The organism is Mycobacterium sp. 1164966.3 (assembly GCF_001665395.1).
Taxonomy (GTDB): Bacteria; Actinomycetota; Actinomycetes; order Mycobacteriales; family Mycobacteriaceae; genus Mycobacterium.
Window position 1 is genome coordinate 1 of the sequence record NZ_LZSG01000068.1, and the last position, 19,918, is coordinate 19,918.

Here is a 19,918-nt window from a genome sequence, read left to right on the forward strand (position 1 = left end):
CAGCGGACCCAGATGCAGCGCCGCGAGCCGCTGGGTGACATCCAGATGCATCACCACGGTGGTGTGCTGGCCGTGGGGGCGGCGGGCCGTCTCGGCGTCCCACCCGGTTTCCACCAGCCGCATAAACGCATCAGCGGTGCTCGGCAGCGGAGGCCGCTGATCCGATCCGCCGCCGCGCTTAGCATCGCCGTGATCGCGCTTCCACTGCGCTATCAACGCATCCAGATGAGAGGCCAGGGCCGCGTCGAACTTTGCGGCGTCCACGGGCGGAAGTTTGATCCGCCAGCAGCTGCCCGTCTCCCCAGTGACCTTGGTGATTGAGCGCTCCGGTTCGAGCCGCGGCTCGGGCTCGGGTCGCGGTGCCAATTTCAGCGCGGTACGCAACTGACTGACCGTGGCCACCGCGGCCAACCCGGCATAGTGCTGATCGGACCCGTCGGCGGCCCGCTGGGCGATCACCCCGACCTGATCCAGCGACAGCCGGCCCTCGACCAAACCCGCCACGCAGCGCGGAAACTCCTCCAACCGATCCGCCACCGCGGCGATGGTGTGCGCGTTGGCCAACGACACCCCCCCCGTCTTCCAGGCCACCAACGCCGCCACCGACCGCACCCCGGTCGACCCCCACAACTGCTCGCGATCCACCTGCGCGATGATCTGCACAATGCGCCCATCAATCGCATTGCGCTGACCGGTCAACTCCGCCAACTCCTCAAACAACGCATCAAGACGCTCACCAGGAAGTAATTTCGCGGTGCCAGCCGAAGCGGTCAAAGACATACCCGCATCATGACAGCCAGGTACGACAAATCCGGGTTACCAAGCCGCACCAGCGGATATGCCGCCGGGCTATCGGTTGAGCAACGAGTCGATATTGGCGTGAAAGAAACCGGGCATTTGCTCTGCCTCGCAACCCATTTGCCGATAGTCGCCGAGCGGCGTCGCGGTTCCCTCGGAGTGCGGATAGTCGCTGCAGAACATGAACACGTCGCCAGTCGAGCTGGCTAGCTGCTTGGGGTTCTCATAGGAGAAAGAGGACACCCGGACATGGTCGAGAAAGTACTCGCTCGGACGTCGGCAAAGTTTTTCCACCGGCTCGCCGTTGAGCAGGGTCGTGAAGGCGGATGCACCGTCCAACATCATCAGAAACTGTGGCACCCAGGAGGAGCTGAGCTCGACCACGCCGAAGAGCAGACCTGGATGACGATCGAAGATGCCGTGCAGGATCAGGTCGGAAAGCGCCAGTGCCGGCGGCACCCACAGAAATACGGCCTCGGTGACAGCGGCCAAGTCCCCCCTTTGATCGTCGGGATACCAGCAATTGTCGAAAACCCGCACCTGATCGGCGACATGGAACACCGGCGTGACGGCGTGGTCGACGAATGCGGACCAGATCCGGTCGTGCTCCGGGTGCGACAATTCCCGGCCGTCCACCGGTCCGGCGCCGATCATGGCCAGCGTGATGCCGGCGCCGGCCAGCGTATCCAGTTCGGCTTCAAGCCATTCCGGGTCTCGCAACGTCAGATGTGCGACCGGATGCAGCCGCCCACCTCCCTCCGCTTGCACGGTTGCGCACCATCGGTTCCACGCAGTCATGTTGGCGGTCATCGCCGGTAGCGACGGCGACAGACGGCGCTCCCAGAGCAGGCCGAAATTGGGGAATACGACTGCCTCGTCGAGCCCGGCCTCGTCGAGCCAGCGAATTCGCGACGTGGGTTCCCAATAGGCGGCGGGCAACGCTTCGTCGTACCGATAGGAGGCGGGTTCGCCGGCCCGTTGACGGTTGCGGTGTTCGCCGCAGGAAGCGGTGTTGCCGGGAAGATGGACGTCGGCTAGCCCAAGGTGAGTGCCGCGCCAGCTGAGCCAGGTGTAGCCGAGTTCGTCGTCGACAAGGCTGAGCGCGTCGTCGCGTGCAGCGTGGTCGATGTGGTCGGCCCACAGCGTTCGGCTTTCGTAGAGGTGCTGGTCCGAGTCGATGATGGGAGTCACACCGCCAGTTGTCCCACCGGCACCCTGCCGCGTCAAGGAGTCTGTGGAGGCGCGCAAGCACGGCCTGAGCCGCAGAAATGCCCGGTGTGGGTCGACCGCTGCCCACCCTTCCCCGGAGAGACCATGCCGCAACTCGTTGCCGCACACCTGAGCGCGCCCCCACCTCGACCCTCGACCATCCGACCGGAGTTGCCCCCGCAGGTCGATGAGGTCATCGCGACGGGTATGGCCAAGGACCCAAACCAGCGCTACGCCACCGCAATCGAGCTGGCCGACGCCGCTCGCCACGCGATCAGCGTCCCTATTGCCCGGCCGGAACCAACTTCGACGAAGCTGTCCACCGAGCCGGCTGCCAAGTCGTTCACCCTGCCAGCAACCGAGCGGGCACAACGTCCTGTTACCGCCGAGCCCACTGTCACTGCGCAGCCACTCACACTCGCCAATCCGGCTACGCCGCCAACCCCTTCCACCATCGTTCAGCACGCCCCGAATGCCGCCGCAGCCAGCAAGCCAGAAGCTGCTGGTCTCCGTGCCGAAGGTGAACAGGGGGAGGTGTACGACCTGGAAAGCCCGTACGCGCCGACTAGGGCGCTCTGGGCAGGCATCGCCGCTGGTGTCTTTTTGATCGCCATAGTCGTCATCATGGTGTTGGTGTTCGTCGGCATTAACCATGGGCCGTCAAGCGGTAAACGCGCGGATTGACGGTGCGTGGGAACTTCGTCTACGACATAGCTTCTGCCGCGCGTTCCCGCCGCTTAGCATGCCGGTATGAGAAGGACTTTCGTCGTTACGTTCGCCGTCGGGTTGCTGGTCGCGGTGTTCGGTCTGATCTGGGCGTTGCAGGGCTTCGGAGTGCTTCAAGGCAGCCCGATGAGCAACACCACGACCTGGTCCATCATCGGCCCGATCACGGCGCTGGTCGGTCTGGTGATTGCGGTAGTCAGTTGGCGGAAGCTTTCTTCGAAATAGCGCTTCATGTCCCCACGACAGTGAAGTCCACCGTGTGCCAGCCGGTGGCGCCGTCCGGCACGCTGCCAACTTGATCTGCGGTTTGGACCGCTCCCGTGTTGTCGGTGGCGCGCACGGTGATGGTATGCCGCCCAGGGCTTTTCGCCTCCCACGAGAATCTCCACAACCGCCAGGTCTCGTTGGAATAACTCACACCCTGTTCAACGGGCTGCCACATCCCGTCATCGATGGAAACCTCTACGCCTCGCACGCCGCGATTCTGCGCCCACGCGACACCGCCGAACACGACGGGCCCGATCGGCACCTTCTGGCCACTCTTGGGCACGTCGATCCGCGACTCGGTCTTGATGGGTGCACGCGGGGCCCAGCCCTGCCGCGTCCAGTACGCCTTTGCTCTGTCGAAGCGGGTCAGTTCCAGTTCGACGACCCACTTGGTGGCCGACACATATCCGTAGAGCCCCGGTACTACCAGCCGCGCCGGATAGCCATGCTCGATCGGTAGCGGTTGACCGTTGAGGCCGAGCGCCAAAAGCGCGTCCCGGCCGTCGGTAAGCGCCTGCACCGGCGTGCCGGCGGTGAACCCGTCGATCGACGTGGAGAGCACCATGTCAGCGTCGGTGTGCACACCGGCCGCCGCAAGCAGGTCTGCCACCCGGTAGCCCGTCCAGATTCCCGTCGAAATCAGATTTCCGCCAACAGGATTGGAGACGCAAGTCAACGTCGTCGCCTTTTCGACAACGTCGAACTTGAGTAGGTCGTCGAAGCTGTAGGTGACTTCGCGGTCCACCATGCCGTGGATGCGCAGCCGCCAGTCGCGGTGGCTCAGTTGGGGAATGATGAGTGCGGTATCCACTCGGTAGAAGTCGGCACTCGAGGTGATAAAGCTCGGTAGCGCAACGCCGTTCGGCTGCACTTCGGCAGGTATTGCGGGCGCCTGCGTGCGGGGCCGGGGGAGCGCGACGCTGTTGCGGTCAGCGGCCACCGAGTGCACCAGTCGCGTGATGACCGCGCCCGCCACACCACTGATTAGTCCGAAGCCGAGCAATCCGAAGATGACCAATTTGCGCCTGTCGGCATCCGGCTCGTCGGGGTCGGGCCGGTCTTCCTGGACGGGCCAGTACCGTCGGGTGAACATACGCAGGGCCGCGACGCCGCAGGCGGCGCCCGCGAGAGTGGGGATCGTGTCCAGTGCCGTCGCACCCTGCCGCGAAAGCACTGCAACGCATCCGAGGACGCCCGCCGCGGCAATCACCGCGCTCCCAAACGGGCGGCGCTGCGTCTCTAGAGTTCCGGCGATTGCCGCGATCACTGCGATGACCACGAGCACGGTGACGGCCAAGAAGAATTTGTCGAGAGAGCCCAGCGTCTGAATCGCCCACTCTTTGATGGGACCCGGCGTCAGGTCGACGACCGCCGAGCCGATCGCGGTGCGCGCATCGGCCCGCGCACCGAACGGGATGCCCACCAGTTGGGCCACCCCGAGCGAAACGGACGCGGCGGCGACGCCCGCGATCATCCGCTCATTGGACGAAGCGACAGCCATCGCAGCCACTGTACTCGCGTTGCCACCTCTGAGCGCAAACACCTTGCCGCGCAGTCGAACCGGCGCAACAGTCATGCTGTCATCGGCTGCTGCTGCGTGCAAGGGACGAAGCAATTGCTCGGGAACCAGGGTTCTGATCGCAGCATGAAGGAAACTCGATGTGGATGCGCCGGTGACGGCATAGCACCTGGGCCGTCCGGTGCCTCAATCCCTTGCCCGGGAACAAACGATCCGGGGCCGATCGCACCGACCTGTCCGCCCGGTATGACTGGTGGCTGAGCGCCGCTAGCCGGATTCGCTGGCGGTGACCGGGTCTTGTAATAGACGACTTACTAGAGTCTCGAAAGTCAGTCGCGGTTTGCTGGGTGGTAGTGGGCTTGGTGTGACATCCTGTGCGGGTGTCCACAGGGGGCCCGCCGTCTGGGGTGGTGACATTCCTGTTCACCGATGTGGAGGGTTCGACCCGTCGCTGGGAAGCCGACCCCGATGGCATGCGGGCGGCCTTGGCCGCGCATGACGAGGTGTTGCGCACCGCGATCAAGGCGCACGGCGGATGGTTGTTCAAGCACACCGGTGACGGGGTGTGCGCCGCGTTCTCGTCACCCAACTCGGCTGTTGACGCCGCCGTTGCCGCTCAGCGGGATCTCGAATTGCCCGTCCGGATGGGGATCGCGACCGGCGAAGCTGAATTGCGTCAGTGCGACTATTTCGGTGCGGTGATGAATCGTGCGGCGCGAGTAATGGCCGCCGGACACGGCCGTCAGATCCTGGTGGCGGATTCAACAGCGGCTCTGCTGAGCGCAGTGGACCTGCTCGACTTGAGGCAGCGACGGCTGCGGGGTGTGCCGACGCCGGTCGGGATCTTTCAGGTCCGAGCGCCGGGACTACGTACGGAGTTTCCGCCCCTGCGGGCGCTCGACACAAGTCCGGGAAACCTGCGGCGCGCGACCACGAGCTTTATCGGACGTGAGTCGGAGGTCGCCGAGATTGAAGCGGCGGTCAAAGCGCATCGGTTGGTGACGTTGACCGGTGTAGGCGGGGTCGGCAAGACCCGCCTTGCGTTGGAGGTCGGGGCACGACTGGCCGATCAATTTCCTGATGGCGTGTGGGTTTTCGAGCTGGCGGCGGTCACCGATCCGGCTGCCGTGCCCGATGCAGTCGCGGCAGTGCTGGGCATCACCCAGCAACCGGGTAAGAGCGTAAGTGAGTCCGTGGCCGCAGCGTTGGAAGGTCGGGTCCGGTTGCTGGTGTTCGACAACTGCGAGCATCTGCGCGACGCTGCCGCAGATTTGATCGAAGCAATCCTCGCTCATTCGGCGACAGTGACAATCCTGGCCACCAGCCGCGAGGGACTGGGGAGCCGACGAACAGTTGTGGGCGGTGCCCTCGCTGGACGTCGAAGCGGGCACGGACTCGGCAGCAGTGACTCTATTCCTCGAGCGCGCTTGTAATGTGGCGCAACGCTTCTCCATAGCCAACACTGAAGACGCCAACGCCGTCCAGGAGATCTGCCGCCGCCTCGACGGCATCCCGTTGGCTATCGAGCTGGCTGCCTCACGGATGGCATCGATGACCGCCAGCGAGGTGCGGGATCGTCTCGATCACCGCTTCCGGCTGTTGATCGGGTCGCGGCGCGGCGTGGCACGTCACCAAACGCTTCGTCACGCGGTGGCCTGGTCCTATGACCACCTCAATTGCGCGGAGAAGGCGCTGCTGGAGCAGTGCTCGGTATTCGCCGGCGGATTTGACCTCCAAAGTGCCTGCGCGGTAGCCGGATCAGATGACCTCGACGACTTTGCCCTGCTGGATCTGTTGGACTCCTTGGTGCGCAAGTCGCTGCTCGTCGCGGATCACTCGGCTGGGCACACGCGGTTTTCGGTGCTGGAGACGATCCGCCAGTTCGCTCAGGAGCAACTCGTTGCCCGAGGCAAGGCGACCGAAGCGCGAATGGCGCATGCCCGTTACTATGCGGGGCTCGAAGCCGACATCCTTGCCCTGTGGGATAGCCCGCGGCAACATGAGGCCTATGGCTGGTTCGCCGTGGAATTGGCGAACCTGCGTACCGCATTCCGGTGGGCCGCGGACGGCGGCGACCTCGACGTGGCCGCGCCCATCGCCACCTATGCGACGTTACTTGGCTTGATGGTCGAAAATTATGAGCCGATCGCCTGGGCTGAAGAGCTGATTGAGCCGGCCAGTGCCGTCGACCATGCACGCCTCGCGTCGCTCTACGCTATGGCTACGCAGTGCTGGATCGTCGGACGCATGGACGATGCCGTCCGATACAGCGAAGCCGGCCAGGCGGCGTTCCATAAGAGCCGGGGCAGGGTACCACAGGGCTTCGAAGCTTGGCTTGGCGCCATTTTCACCCAGATAGGCCAGCCCGATCGGAGCATCGAGGTGTTCGGTGTCGGGCTTGCGGGGTTTCGTGACGCTGACGTCTTGGCGAGAGCAGCGCTGATGATCGCCAAGACGATGGCGGGATCCCACGACGAGGCCATGGCCGCCGCAGTGGGATTGATCGAGGCGGCCGAGGCCACCCGCAACCCTCATTTACTTGCCTTCACGCTTCTCATCTACGGCATGGCGCACTGCGACGCTGATCCCTCCCGCGCGCGTGATGCGATGCGTCGCGGTCTGGCGGTTGCTCACGACAGCGGTAACCGCTACGACGAGTCCCACCTCGCAAACGTCTTGGGCCGGCTCGAGGCCCGATACGGCGATCCGATGGCCACGCTCGATCACCTCACTATGGCGATCCGCAACTACCGCGACTCCGGCAACACCACCGTCATCCGTATCCCCTTAGCGGTGCTCGCGGCCCTGTTGGACCGACTCGGGCTTCACGAACCGGCTTCGACGATCGCCGGTTTCGCGTTCAGTACGGTCACCACATCCTGGATTCCGGAGTTCAGCGACGCGATCCTCCACCTGCGGGAAGTTCTCGGCGACCCGATCTACGAATCGCTCGCCCACACCGGCAAAACGATGACCACGGCCGAGATGGTGACGTATGCCTACGACCAAGTGGACCAGGCCCGAGCGGCGCTGGAAGCTCTGTCGCAATAGACGACATACGAGAGTCTCGACAGTCTGTCGCGGTTTGCTGGCTGGTAGTGGGCCTGTGTGACATCCTGATCGGGTGTCCGCGGGGGTGCCCCCTTCGGGGGTGGTGACCTTTCTGTTCACCGACATCGAGGGTTCGACTCGTCGGTGGGAAACCGACGCGGACGCCATGCGGGCTGCGCTCGTCGTGCATGACAAGGTCCTGCGTTCGGCGATCGAGGACCACAGTGGATTGGTCTTCAAACACACCGGGGATGGCGTGGCCGCTGCATTCGCATCCCCACGCTCGGCTGTCGACGCGGCCGTGGAGGCCCAGCTGGTTCTGGAGTTGCCGGTGCGCATGGGCCTTGCGACCGGGGAGGCCGAACTGCGCGACGGTGACTACTTCGGTGCGGTGCTCAATCGGGCCGCGAGAGTAATGGCCGCAGGGCACGGGGGGCAGGTCCTGTTAGCTGAGTCGACGGCGAGTCTGCTCAGTGGCGTCGACTTGATCGATTTGGGGCAGCGGCGGCTGCGGGACGTACCGGTGCCGATCGGTCTCTCTCAACTACGAGCGCCGGGACTTCGCACCGACTTCCCGCCGCTGCGGACGCTAGATACCGTTCCGGGAAATCTGCGGCCCGCGACTACCAGCCTGATCGGGCGCGAGGCCGAGGTCGACGAGCTCAGCGCTGCGGTGAGGTCCGACCGGTTAGTGACACTGACGGGGGTCGGTGGCGTCGGCAAGACGCGCCTTGCATTGGAAGTCGCCGCCCGACTGACTGCTGAATTCGCCGACGGCGTCTGGCTTTTCGAGCTTGCATCGGTGACTGATCCTGCGGCGGTGCCTGATGCGGTGGCCGCAGTGCTGGGCATCAACCAGCAGCCCGGTAAGACAGTAAGCGAGTCGATAGCGACCGCGCTGGAGGGCAGGATCCGGCTGTTGGTGTTCGACAACTGCGAGCATGTGCTCGATGCCGCAGCCGATTTGATCCAAGCCATCCTCCTGCATTCCCCGACGGTGCGAGTGTTGGCCACCAGCCGGGAAGGCCTCGGGCTCAACCAGGAACGGGTGCGGCCGGTGCGCTCGCTGGATGCGGCAGCCGGGGTCGAATCACCGGCGGTAAGTCTGTTCGTGGAACGCGCACAAGGGATTGCTCCGGGCTTTTCGATGGCTGACAGCGCCGAGGCCGCCGCGGTCATCGAGATCTGTCAGCGACTGGACGGGATTCCACTGGCCATCGAACTGGCGGCATCGCGGATAACGTCGATGACTGCCAGCGAGGTTCGAGACCGCCTTGATCATCGGTTTCGGCTGCTGATCGGTTCACGGCGTGGACTGGAACGCCACCAAACATTGCGTCACGCGGTGTCCTGGTCCTATGACCTGCTCGGCGACGCGGAAAAGGCGTTGTTGCACCGGTGTTCGGTGTTCGCCGGTGGATTTGACCTCGAAAGCGCTTGTGCAGTAGCCGGATTCGATGACAACGACGAGTATGCGATGCTGGATCGGCTCGACGCGTTGGTACGTAAATCGCTGGTGGTGGTCGACCGGTCGGCGGGGCGGAGCAGGTTTTCGATGCTGGAGACCATTCGCCAGTTCGCCGAGGAGCAGCTCGCGGTGAGCGGCGAGGCGGACGACGTTCGCACAGCGCATGCCCGCCACTTCGCCGGCAAGGAGGCCGACATCCTGGCCCTGTGGGATAGCCCCCGACAGCGGGAGGCGTACGACTGGCTCACCACCGAGTTGGCCAACCTGCGCACCGCATTTCGATGGGCCGCCGATCGCGGGGACCTCGACGTGAGCGCCGTGATCGCCACCTATGCAGCATTCATCGGCTTCTGGCTCGAAAACTACGAGCCCACGGCCTGGGCCGACGAGACGGTCGAGGCCGCCCGCGCTGTCGACCACCCGCGGCTCGCCTTCCTGTACACGATGGCGTCACAGTGCTGGTTCGTGGGACGTGTCGAGGAGGCTATTGGGTACAGCGACGCAGGACAGGCGACAGTGCGCACCCGCCGCGGCGAGGTCCCGTTCGGCATGGAGGGCGTACTAGCCAATCCGTATCTGGCCATTGGCCAGCCCGACCGGGCAGTCGAGTGGTGCCATGCCTTCCTCGACCGCACGCCCGACACGCACGTAAATATCACCGCTCTTCTCGTCATGGCGTTGACGATCGCGGGGCGCGAAGACGAAGCAATGATCGCCGCGGAGGGCATGGTCAACGTCGCGGAAGCCACCCGCAACCCGCACTCACTCTCGCTGGCGCTGATGGCCGATGGCTTCGCCTGGCGTCACGCCGACCCCGAGCGCGCCGCCGACGCGATGCGCCGTGGTCTGACGATCGCCCACGACAGCGGCAATCGTTTCAACGAAAGCCACATAGCTATCAATCTCGCGCAAGTTGAAGTGGCACGGGACGATCCGCTGTCAGCGCTCGATCACATCAGTCTCGCGATCCAGCGCATGCACGATTCCGGCAACATCGTGACTATTCTCTCGCCTTTCACAAACCTCGCGATCCTCCTGGATCAGCTTGGAATCTACGAACCAGCAGCGACCATTGCCGGATTCGCGATGAGTCCCCTGACCACCACGACGTTTCCGGAAATCAACACGGTGGTCTCGCACCTGCGTGAGGTTCTCGGAGATCAGACATACGAGTCGCTCGACCGTAGAGGCGCTGGAATGAGCACCGCCGCTATTGCGAGGTATGCCTTTGACCAGATCGACCGGGCGCGAGCCGGACTCGACGCCGTCTCGAAGCCGCCTTGACGTGGGAAATTTGTGACATCCTGATCGGGTGCCAGCGGGGATGCCCCCTTCGGGCGTGGTGACCTTTCTGTTCACCGACATCGAGGGTTCGACCCGTCGGTGGGAAGCCGACGCGGACGCCATGCGTTGCGCGCTGGCAGCGCACGACGACGTGTTGCGCACCGCGATCGACGAACACGGCGGCTTCCTGTTCAAGCACACCGGTGACGGCGTGTGCGCGGCGTTCGCCTCCCCGAAGTCTGCGGTGGATGCCGCGGTGGCCGCGCAGCGAACACTCGCGCTGCCGGTGCGTATGGGAATTGCGACCGGTGAGGCTGAGCTGCGAGGGACCGACTATTTCGGTGCGGTATTGAATCGTACGGCGCGGGTGATGGCCGCCGGGCATGGCGGTCAGATTCTGCTGGCAGACTCGACCGCGGTTCTGCTCAGTGGAGTAGACGTGATCGATCTCGGGCCGCGACGGTTGCGCGATGTGATGGTGCCCGTCGGGGTATTTCAGGTCCGAGCGCCCGGCCTTCGGACCGAGTTTCCTCCTTTACGGGCCTTGGATACGTCTCCAGGGAATCTGCGGCCCGCGTCGACCGGCTTGATCGGGCGCGAGTCCGAGGTGGCCGAATTGCACACGGCCGTAAAGGCTGAACGGTTGGTCACCTTGACCGGCGTCGGTGGGGTCGGCAAGACTCGCCTGGCCACTGAGGTCGCAGCGCGGCTGGCCGGTGAATTTCCCGACGGCGTGTGGTTTTTCGACTTGGCAGCGATCACCGACCCTGCCGCCTTGCCAGATGCGGTAGCAGCGGTACTGGGCATCACTCAGCAAGCCGGCAAGACGGTGCGCGAGAGTGTCGCCGCCGCGCTGGAGGGCAGGGTCAGGTTGTTGTTGTTCGACAACTGTGAGCACCTGCTCGACGCCGCCGCGGATCTGATCGAGGCCATCCTGACGACATCGGCGACGGTGAAAATTGTGGCCACCAGCCGCGAAGCGCTCGGAGTTGCCGACGAGCAGTTGTGGCCGGTGCGCTCGCTGAATGTCGATGCGGCCGTTGACCTGTTCATTGAACGGACCCACCGCGTGGCTCCGGCTTTCCTGGCCGACGACGCCAGCGCGGTCATCGAGATCTGCCGACGTCTGGACGGAATCCCCCTGGCCGTCGAGTTGGCCGCTTCGCGGATGGCGTCGATGACCGCCAGCGAGCTGCGTGACCGCCTCGATCAGCGATTCCGGCTGCTGGTGGGCTCACAACGCGGTCTGCCACGCCACCAGACACTGCAGCATGCGGTGGCGTGGTCATATGACCACTTGGAAGACGACGAGAAGGCGCTGCTGGGGCGATGTTCGGTGTTCGCCGGGGGGTTCGACCTCCAAAGTGCCTGCGCGGTAGCGGGATTCAGCACTGCGGACGACTTGGCCATCCTGGATCTGCTCGATGCATTGGTGCGCAAATCACTGCTGGTAGTCGACCGGTCAGCGGGGCGGACGCGATATTCGATGCTGGAAACGATCCGACAGTTCGCCGAAGAGCGGCTCGTCGCCCGCGGTGAGGCGGAAGAGGTTCGCGCGGCGCATGCTCGCTACTTCGCCGGACGCGAAAACGACATCCTTGCGCTGTGGGACAGCCCCCGTCAGCGCGAGGCCTACGCCTGGTTCACCACCGAGCTAGCGAATCTGCGCTCCGCGTTCCGCTGGGCTGCCGATCGAGGTGATCTGGACGTCGCCGCGCCAATCGCCACATATCCGGCGTGGGTCGGCATCCTGACGGAGAACTACGAAGCGATCGCTTGGGCCGAAGAGCTCATCGAGTCCGCACGCGCCATCGACCACCCCCGGCTGGGGGCACTATATGTGGCGGCGTCGAACTGCTATCTGGCCGGACGGATCGATCCGGCTGTTCACTACACCGAGGCCGCCGAGAGGGCGGTGGCAGGCGGAAGCGACCGCATCCTGTGGGGCGCGGAAGGCTTCCTTGGCGGTGTCTATGTTGCCGTCGGCCAGCCGGAACGGTGGATTCAGTGGTGTCGCGCTCAGCTCGCCCGCGATCTGGACGTCCGCGTCTACATCAGAGCGAACCTGCTCATCGGACTCTCGATTACCGGCTGCTACGACGATGCGATGGCGGCGGCGGACGGCCTGATCGACGCGGCCGAAGCGACTGGCAATCCATTTGTGCTTTGCTGGGCGCTGCTCGCCTACGGCTTGGCGGTCTATCATGTCGACCCCGTCCGCTCGCTCGACGCCTTGCGGCGTGGCCTAAAGATCGCGCAAGACAGCGGCAATCGCTCCACTCAGTCACATCTTGCAGCCAACCTGTGCCGACTCGAGCCCGAGCACGGCGACCAGCTGGCTGCCCTGGACTACTTCACCATGGCGATCAGCAACTACCACGACTCGGGTAACACCTATATGCTCGGTTTCCCGCTGGGGTTGCTCGCCTTGTTTTTGCATCGGCTCGGGCGGTACAAGCCGGCGGCCACCATCGCCGGGTTCGCCGTCTCAAGCCCAATCGCTGCACTTCCCTTCGTGGCAGCGTTCGACACCGCGCTTGCTGATCTTCGCAAGGTGCTTGGCGAGGCCACATATAGATCGCTCGCACGCAAGGGCGAGATGATGACGACGGCAGATATGGTGACGTATGCCTACGACCAAATCGACCAGGCCCGAGCACAATTGACTGTCGTTGCGAAATAGACGAGTCGGCGCTGGATCTCGTTAGCCCGGCACCGTATGCCGGACGAAGGCCCGCGGCTGGGTGAAGGCCCGGATTCCCTCGACGCCGAGCTCGCGGCCGATGCCGGACTGCCCGCAGCCGCCGAACGGCAACCGCGGGTCTTGGGCGGCCATACCGTGGCAGTTGATGCTCACCGTGCCCGCCTGTAGCTGCCTCGCGATCCGGTCGGCAAGCGCGTCGTCACCGGTCCACACCGACGCGGTAAGCCCGAATTCGGTTGCGTTGGCAGCGGTTACAGCTTTGTCGACGTCCTCGTAGCCGGAGATCGGCAGCACCGGGCCGAATTGCTCCTCGGTGGCCAGTGTGGAGTCCGGGGACAGGTCGGTCACGACGGTCGGCAGCACGAAGTAGCCGCCGGCGTCGGCATCGGCCTCCCGAATTCGTCCGGCGGTCTGGACTCTGGCCCCACGCGTTACGGCGTCGTCGAGCAGCCCGGCGACACGATCGCGTCCGGCCGCGGTGTGCAGCGGACCAAGGGTGGTCTCCTCGGCGAGCCCGTCGCCGATGACTTCCCGTTCGCAGCGGGCGAGCACCGCTTCGGCGAGGTCGCCGACCAGATTCGTCGGCGCATAAAGCCGCTTGATCGCCATGCAAACCTGACCGCCGGTGGTGTAGGTCGCCGTCACCAGCCGTTCGACCAGCTCGTCACTGACCTTGATGTCGGGTGCGATGATCGCCGCGTCGTTGCCGCCGAGCTCGAGCAGCACCGGGGTGAGCCGCGCCGCGGCCGCCGCCATCACGGCACGGCCGGTGGCGACGCCCCCGGTCAGCGAGATGAGGTCGATGCCGGGGTGGGTGACCAGCGCCTGCGCTAGCTCGCTGCCCGGCCCGGACAGCACGTTCACCACCCCCGGTGGCAGTGCTGCTGCCACCGCTCCGGCGAGCTGCAGCGCCGCCAGCGGACACGTCGGCGGCACCTTGACTACGCAGGTGTTGCCGGCAACCAACGCCGACGTGAGCTTGGTCATCGTGAGGGCGAGCGGCCAATTGAACGGCAGCACCAACGCGGCCACACCGAACGGTTCCCGCTGCAGCCGCGGGTATTTCGCCGGCGGGTCGACCTGTTCGGGCGCCAGTGCCGCTTCGGCCATTGATCCGATCAGTCCCGCCAGGCCCGGTCCGGTGTTGATCTCGAACGTCGCCTCCGCGAGCACCTTGCCGTGCTCGCGGGTGTACAGGCGCGCGCCGTCGTTTCCGGCGAGCTGTTCGGCGGCAGTGGTGGCCGCGGCGCAGATGGCGGCGACGCGCTCGGCCATGCTGAGCGCTCGCCATCCCGACGCCGCCCGGCGCGCGGCGGTCACCGCGGCATCGAGCTGACTGAGGTCGGCGGATGGGGCGTGACCAACGATCTCAGCCGGCCGGGCCGGGTTGTGAACGGGATAGCTGCCCGCGGCTCCTGGCTGCGGCTCGCCGCCGATCGTCAGATCCGGTTGCGTTGTTGTCGTCGAACTCGTCATGACCCAGCTCCTTGACCCGGCACGGTCGTCACGTCATCGTAAGTCGATATGAAGGCTGTCGTGCTGCGCGAAGTCGGGCAGCCCACCAATGTGGAGGAGCTTGAGCTACGGCCACTTGCCGGGCACGAGGTGCGGGTACGGCTGGCCGCCAGCGGGGTATGCCACAGCGATCTGTCATTGCGCGACGGGTCCATTCCGACACTCCTGCCGTGCACGCTCGGTCACGAGGGTGCCGGGGTCGTGACCGAGGTGGGGGACCACGTCACCACCGTCGAACCGGGTGACCACGTCGTGCTGACGTGGAGTGTGCCGTGCCGGTCCTGCCCGCATTGCCTGCGCGGCGAAACCGTACTGTGCCTGCACAGCTACGACCACGTCTACGGCGCTCCCTACGCCGAGGGTGCCGGCCCGGTGTGGCCGGGAATGGGCGTCGCGTCACTGGCAGAAGAGACGCTGCTACCGGCGGCGGCGGTAGTGCGGGTCGACGAGTCACTGCCACTCGATCAGGCCGCGCTGCTGGGCTGCGGTGTTACCACGGGGGTAGGCGCGGTGATGCACACGGCGGCCGTCCGTCCGGGCGAGAGCGTGCTGGTAATCGGTTGTGGCGGTGTGGGTTTGGCGGCGATCCAGGGTGCCCGGCTGGCGGGTGCGGCGCGGATCATCGCCGCCGACCGGATGGCTGGCCAGCTTCCCGCAGCCGTCGCCAACGGTGCCACCGACACCGTCGACGCGAGTGACGTCGACCTCGTCGCCGCCGTGCGTGACCTCACCGGTGGCGCCGGGGTCGATCACGGCATCGAGGTGGTGGGCAAGCCAGCAACGATTCGCGCCGCCTACGAGGCCACCCGTCGCGGCGGCACGGTCACGCTGGTGGGTGCGGCCGGCCTCAAAGACGAAGTGACGCTTCCCGCACTGGCTTTGATGTCCGACGGCAAGAAGATCCAGGGCAGCGTCTACGGGGCAAGCGATCCGGTGCGCGACATCCCGGTGCTGGCCGCACTCGCCCAAAGCGGGCGACTCGATCTCGAGGCGCTGGTGACACGACGCATCGGGATCGACGACGTCGAGACGGCGTTCACCGACATGGCCGCCGGACGTGGTGCACGCAGCATCGTCTGCTTCGACTAACTCAACAGGTCGGCCAGGGCTGCGTCTAGCGTCGGAAACTCGAACTCAAAGCCGGGGTTATGCAACACTTTTGATGTGGCATGCCGGCCTGTCAGCCCGAGTGCGGGATCCGTGCGCAACACCACCGCGCCGAGCTTCACGAACGCCGCCGGAGTGGGCGGCGCCGCCCGTCGGTGCAGTTGCCGGCGCATGGTGGCCATCAGGTCGCGATTGCGCACCGGATGATCGGCGGCTGCGACGAGCACACCCGGCGGAATGGACACCCCCGGTGTCAACCCCAGACACGCGCGCACAATTGCAAGCCAGTCCGACAGGTGAATCCAGGAGAACCATTGGCGCCCGGTGCCAACCCGTCCGCCTAAGCCGTACTTGGTGAGGCCGATCAGTCGCGCCAGCGCGGGGGAGTCTGGGTCGAGCACCACCGCCGTGCGCAGGATGACGCCGTGATGTGTGTTGGCACCCTCGAATGCCTGCTCCCAGGGTTCGGCCACTCCGGTCATCTGTGGCAACCCGGTTGGCAGCGGCGTGGTTTCGTCGCAGCGGATTTCGCCGGCGTCCGACCAGATTGCCGTAGTGCTGGCCTGAACCCAATGCGCCAGTGGAGTTTTGAGTTGCTTGCTGGCGTCGACGAGCGCTCTGGTGGCCAGCACCCGGCTGTCCCTGAGCTCGGCGATGTTGCGGCGGGTGGGCCGACAGTCCACCAGCTTGCCGGCCAGGTTGATGACGGCCGTATTGGCTCCGTCCAGTTCGGTGGCCCAGTCGCTGAGAGTGCGCCCGTCCCATGGCACTTGGCGTATGCCGAGTGCTGGATCGACGCGACGAGTCAGGACTACCACGTCGTGGCCGCGGGGAGCGAGGTCGGCTGCGATGCGCCGGCCCAACGCTCCGCTGCCACCGGCCAGCACTACCTTCAACCGTTCCGGGGGAGTGTTCACGCCCCGCGACGATAGTCGTCAGGCGGCGTCGTGGAAAATCAGCCCCATCGCATAGCGTTCGCCGGAACGGACCGTCGAAAGTCCGTGCCGCACGGGCGCCGCCGACCAGCCCCGCTTGGACTGCAGTGGTCGCTCCCGAGTGGTGAACACAAAACCATGTCCCTGTGGTAATTGCATTGCGGTACCACGGGATTGGGCCCGGGGCCGTTGTTCGACGAGCAGGAACTCGCCGCCGGTGTAGTCGCGGGCGGGATCGCTCAGGTTGATCACCACCTGGAGCGGAAACACCAACTCGCCGTAAAGATCCCGGTGCAGGGCATTCCAGTCGTCGGTGCCGTACTTGAGCATCAGTGCGGTCGATCTGGTCTGGCCGGCGGCATGGCATTTCGCCAGCCACTCGTCAAGGCTGTCCGGCCAGGGGGCGTCGCGGCGCAGCTTGGCCCACCAGTCGCGCGCTATCGGTAGCAGGCGGGGATACAGCGCCTGCTTGAGGGCTTCGATCGGCTCGGGATAGGGCGCCTGGAAGTAGCGGTACTGCCCGGCGCCGTACCGTTTGGGTGCCATGTCGATGGTCGAGCGGAACAAGCTGTCGTCGGCGTAGAGCCTGCGCAGCCGTGTCGCTTCGCGGGTCGTGATCAGCTTCGGCAACAGGGCCCCGCCGTATTCGTTGACCGCGGCGGTGATGGCGTCCCAATCGCCGGATTCGACGCGCTTTTCCCACTGAGCCATCGGTACTCCAGTCCTGTCTGTGGCTGTTCTACCAGTAAGCAAAATCGGAGGAAAGTGGGCCCGCAGTCACACGTGCCATCTCCGCACCGGTCCCGATGGCACCGCCCGATTTCGAAAACCAATAGCGCTTCCTGGAAGCGGAGGGCGTTTCTTTCCCAGGGCTCTTGGCCGCAACATCCCGCAGCGAGTACCGTGTTCGTCGCGGACGAGTTGGCTGGGCGGTCGCGGCTCGCACCGGTTCGAGAGATCCGGCGTCGGGTCGAGGAAAGTCCGGACTTCACAGAGCAGGGTGATTGCTAACGGCAATCCGAGGTGACTCGCGGGAAAGTGCCACAGAAAAGAGACCGCCACCCAAGCGGTGGTAAGGGTGAAACGGTGCGGTAAGAGCGCACCAGCATTCCGGGTGACCGGGATGGCTAGGCAAACCCCACCCGAAGCAAGGTCAAGAAGGTTGCACCGGAAGGTGCGGCCGCGCAGGCGTTCGAGGGTTGCTCGCCCGATGCCTGCGGGTGGACCGCTTGAGGCACCCGGCAACGGTGTGTCCAGATGGATGGTCGCCGCCTTGCCGCCGTTGCTTACGCCGCGGCGGCGAGGAACAGAATCCGGCTTACAGGCCAACTCGCCCGCCTCGATGCGATGGGCCTCCAACACCTGCCATTGCCCGGCTTCGGCGGCGGGTGGATGATGCAAGCATGCGCCTCATCTACGTCGCTGCGGCGGTGTTCATGGCCTCGGTTGTGCTGATCGGGGCATCGCCTGCTCACGCCGACACCCACAGCTACCTTCGTTGCATAAATAGCGATGCGGAGCTTCCGCCCGGGGCCGAAGCAAAGAATCTGCCCTTTGTTTCGTTTATTGAGATTGAGATCAATTCTGGTAAATCCCGTGCCGACGTAGCGCAGGAATTGGTGAGTATGGGAGTCAAGCCGGACGTCGCCGCCCTGCACGTGAATTGTGTTATGGCGAACTGGCCGATAGGGACTGCCTGAGCCGCGGCTATCACGCAGGTGCGTCTGCTCACCACGCTGAAAGTCAGTGTCGCGCTTTGCGTACCGCCTTGTGGAGCTTGTGCAGCGCGTCGCCGATCTGCTGACGGCAGCTATCGGCCAAGTCGCTCTCCAGCTGATACAGCAGGCCGTAGGTGAAGGTGTCCTCGCCCGCGGCGTGAGCGGCTGCGGCCTGCTGACTCAGATGCTCGCGGCTCACCACACTGTCTTGGTGCTCACCGAGCAGCGACTGGATGACTTTGGCCCGCTCGGATACCTTTTCTGCTCCGGTGGCAGCCGCGGTATACCGAAGCCGCTTGGCGCGCTTGCGGATTCGGTGCACAGCCTCGTCGCGCTCATGCGGGGATTGCTGTTCCGCGGCGGCTTTGGCCGCCTTGCGGACTCGCTTGTAGGCGGTGTCGATGGTCACCGGCTCCGCTTCGGCATCTGACTGGCTGGCCGGGATCTCGTCCACCATCGCATCCAGGGCGTCCAGCAACCGGAAGTATCGCGGTGACCGCATCGCGATCAGCGACCGCCGCAGGCCCGACTGATACCGTCGCCGCGCACCCTCGACCAGACGCTCCCGGATGGGTCCACGCACCAATTCCGGTGCCAGCTGGTCCAATTGACGCTCGTAGCGCTCCGCAAGCACCTCGGCATCGCGCGCCACGCCCAAAACGCCGGCCAGCTCGCGTAGTTCGTCGAGGATCCACGCCCCCTCGGTCAATCCGAACGAATCATGGGCATCCCGCAGCAGGCTGCGGATCTTGCGGGTCGTCACCCGCATCTGGTGTATGGCGTCGTCGGCGTCGGCGCGCACGGCGCGATCCCACATCAGCAGCTCGTCGACCTGTTCGGCCATGGCGCGGTGCACCGGGTCGGTGGGCGGCCGACCGGCGTCGTGCTCCAAGGTCGCGGCCAGCACTCGCGCCAGCTTGGAGCCGTGACCGGCGGGTGCGGCGCCGGCATCCAGCAGCCGGTTGCTCAACCGGTTCAGCAATTCGCCATCGGCAGTTCCGTTAACGAGCTCCACTTCCCACTCGCGCCAATCCTGTTGGGCGGGACCGTTATCGGAGCTGTCGCCGATTGTCCACGCGGTGACGTGGTCGTTGCTGAACTCCGCCAGCGCCTCGCCCTCGGCGTCGTACAACACCTGGCTTTCGCGTTGGGTGGTGATGCGCGCGACCGGTTCCACCGGGCGGTCGCGAACGATCGCCAACACCACGTCGAGCAACTCGGCGGGCACGCCGTTGCCCGAGGTCAGCGGCGCGTGGACCTCGGTGCGCGCATCCGGGCCGGCCGGCAATTTGAGATGCCAGCCCGCATCGGCGCCGCCGGTGCGGCGCCGCAGTGTGATCTTGTGGCGCGCCAGGTCCTGCGTCGGGGTGTCGAAATAGATCGCATCCAGCGATTGAATGGGCGACTTCTGCACTCGAGCCACCGCGGCGATGCCTTCGAACGACGGTGACACCGTCGACTCGACGACGTCGAACTTGCGTTCCACCTCCAGATGGCGCGCATTTCCAGGCATCGTTGACTCCGTGGTCGAGGATGAAGCATTGATAGAGTGCCACATCAAAGCGACGGAGTCCCGAACAGCTTTGCTGCTTGGTTCGTCCGTGCCGGATGTCGAGA

At 65.3% G+C, this 19,918-nt stretch carries 15 protein-coding genes and 1 other RNA gene; 9 read left to right on the plus strand and 7 right to left on the minus strand.

What is annotated here, in order from left to right:
• Positions 1-780 (minus strand): DUF222 domain-containing protein (locus A9W99_RS24455; protein WP_156623271.1); only part of this gene is annotated, 780 nt, incomplete at its 3' end.
• Positions 781-849: 69 nt separating this feature from the next.
• Positions 850-1,989, minus strand: coding sequence for an amidohydrolase family protein (locus A9W99_RS24460; RefSeq protein ID WP_067384620.1), 1,140 nt, complete (start codon positions 1,987-1,989; stop codon positions 850-852).
• A gap of 189 nt (positions 1,990-2,178) precedes the next feature.
• Here A9W99_RS24460 and A9W99_RS24465 point away from each other — a divergent pair, with 189 nt between their 5' ends.
• Both A9W99_RS24465 and A9W99_RS24470 read left to right on the plus strand, forming a co-directional pair.
• Positions 2,179-2,691: a hypothetical protein gene (locus tag A9W99_RS24465; protein WP_172828943.1), complete on the plus strand. Its 513-nt coding sequence runs from the start codon at positions 2,179-2,181 to the stop codon at positions 2,689-2,691.
• A gap of 66 nt (positions 2,692-2,757) precedes the next feature.
• Positions 2,758-2,958 carry a hypothetical protein gene (locus A9W99_RS24470; protein WP_067384626.1) on the plus strand — a complete coding sequence of 67 codons (201 nt, stop codon included), beginning with the start codon at positions 2,758-2,760 and terminating at the stop codon, positions 2,956-2,958.
• Positions 2,959-2,962: 4 nt separating this feature from the next.
• Here A9W99_RS24470 and A9W99_RS24475 read toward each other — a convergent pair whose 3' ends face one another.
• Complete coding sequence (locus A9W99_RS24475) at positions 2,963-4,501, minus strand: molybdopterin-dependent oxidoreductase (protein WP_067384670.1); 1,539 nt, start codon at positions 4,499-4,501, stop codon at positions 2,963-2,965.
• Between the two features lie 398 nt (positions 4,502-4,899).
• On the opposite strand from A9W99_RS24475, the gene A9W99_RS27880 reads away from it, so the two are divergent.
• From A9W99_RS27880 to A9W99_RS24490, 4 genes are all read left to right on the plus strand, one after another.
• Positions 4,900-5,952 carry an adenylate/guanylate cyclase domain-containing protein gene (locus tag A9W99_RS27880; RefSeq protein ID WP_371514986.1) on the plus strand — a complete coding sequence of 351 codons (1,053 nt, stop codon included), beginning with the start codon at positions 4,900-4,902 and terminating at the stop codon, positions 5,950-5,952.
• 1 nt (position 5,953) lies between these two features.
• Positions 5,954-7,570, plus strand: a complete 1,617-nt coding sequence (locus A9W99_RS27885; protein ID WP_371514987.1) for a hypothetical protein — start codon at positions 5,954-5,956, stop codon at positions 7,568-7,570.
• 73 nt (positions 7,571-7,643) lie between these two features.
• Positions 7,644-10,322 carry an adenylate/guanylate cyclase domain-containing protein gene (locus A9W99_RS24485; protein ID WP_253870380.1) on the plus strand — a complete coding sequence of 893 codons (2,679 nt, stop codon included), beginning with the start codon at positions 7,644-7,646 and terminating at the stop codon, positions 10,320-10,322.
• 40 nt (positions 10,323-10,362) lie between these two features.
• On the plus strand, positions 10,363-13,005 hold the full coding sequence (locus A9W99_RS24490; RefSeq protein ID WP_067384629.1) for an adenylate/guanylate cyclase domain-containing protein: 2,643 nt from the start codon (positions 10,363-10,365) through the stop codon (positions 13,003-13,005).
• Between the two features lie 21 nt (positions 13,006-13,026).
• On the opposite strand, the gene A9W99_RS24495 is transcribed toward A9W99_RS24490, so the two are convergent.
• Positions 13,027-14,502, minus strand: coding sequence for an aldehyde dehydrogenase family protein (locus A9W99_RS24495; protein WP_067384632.1), 1,476 nt, complete (start codon positions 14,500-14,502; stop codon positions 13,027-13,029).
• A 48-nt stretch (positions 14,503-14,550) separates the two neighbouring features.
• Between A9W99_RS24495 and A9W99_RS24500 the strand changes: the two genes are divergently transcribed.
• A complete protein-coding gene (locus A9W99_RS24500) occupies positions 14,551-15,630 on the plus strand; it encodes a Zn-dependent alcohol dehydrogenase (protein WP_067384638.1) in 1,080 nt (359 codons plus the stop codon).
• Here A9W99_RS24500 and A9W99_RS24505 read toward each other — a convergent pair.
• The gene (locus tag A9W99_RS24505) at positions 15,627-16,565 is read right to left on the minus strand and encodes an epimerase (RefSeq protein WP_216639751.1); all 939 of its coding nucleotides are present in this window, start codon (positions 16,563-16,565) and stop codon (positions 15,627-15,629) included. The two genes, A9W99_RS24500 and A9W99_RS24505, sit on opposite strands and share 4 nt — an antisense overlap.
• Positions 16,566-16,583: 18 nt before the next feature.
• Positions 16,584-17,294: a 2OG-Fe(II) oxygenase gene (locus A9W99_RS24510; protein WP_067384646.1), complete on the minus strand. Its 711-nt coding sequence runs from the start codon at positions 17,292-17,294 to the stop codon at positions 16,584-16,586.
• A 206-nt stretch (positions 17,295-17,500) separates the two neighbouring features.
• Between A9W99_RS24510 and rnpB the strand changes: the two genes are divergently transcribed.
• An RNA gene (gene rnpB / locus A9W99_RS24515) (RNase P RNA component class A) lies at positions 17,501-17,920 on the plus strand.
• 66 nt (positions 17,921-17,986) lie between these two features.
• Complete coding sequence (locus A9W99_RS24520; protein ID WP_067384677.1) at positions 17,987-18,283, plus strand: hypothetical protein; 297 nt, start codon at positions 17,987-17,989, stop codon at positions 18,281-18,283.
• 43 nt (positions 18,284-18,326) lie between these two features.
• On the opposite strand, the gene A9W99_RS24525 is transcribed toward A9W99_RS24520, so the two are convergent.
• The gene (locus A9W99_RS24525) at positions 18,327-19,814 is read right to left on the minus strand and encodes a CYTH and CHAD domain-containing protein (protein WP_067384654.1); all 1,488 of its coding nucleotides are present in this window, start codon (positions 19,812-19,814) and stop codon (positions 18,327-18,329) included.
• Positions 19,815-19,918 lie beyond the last annotated feature (104 nt).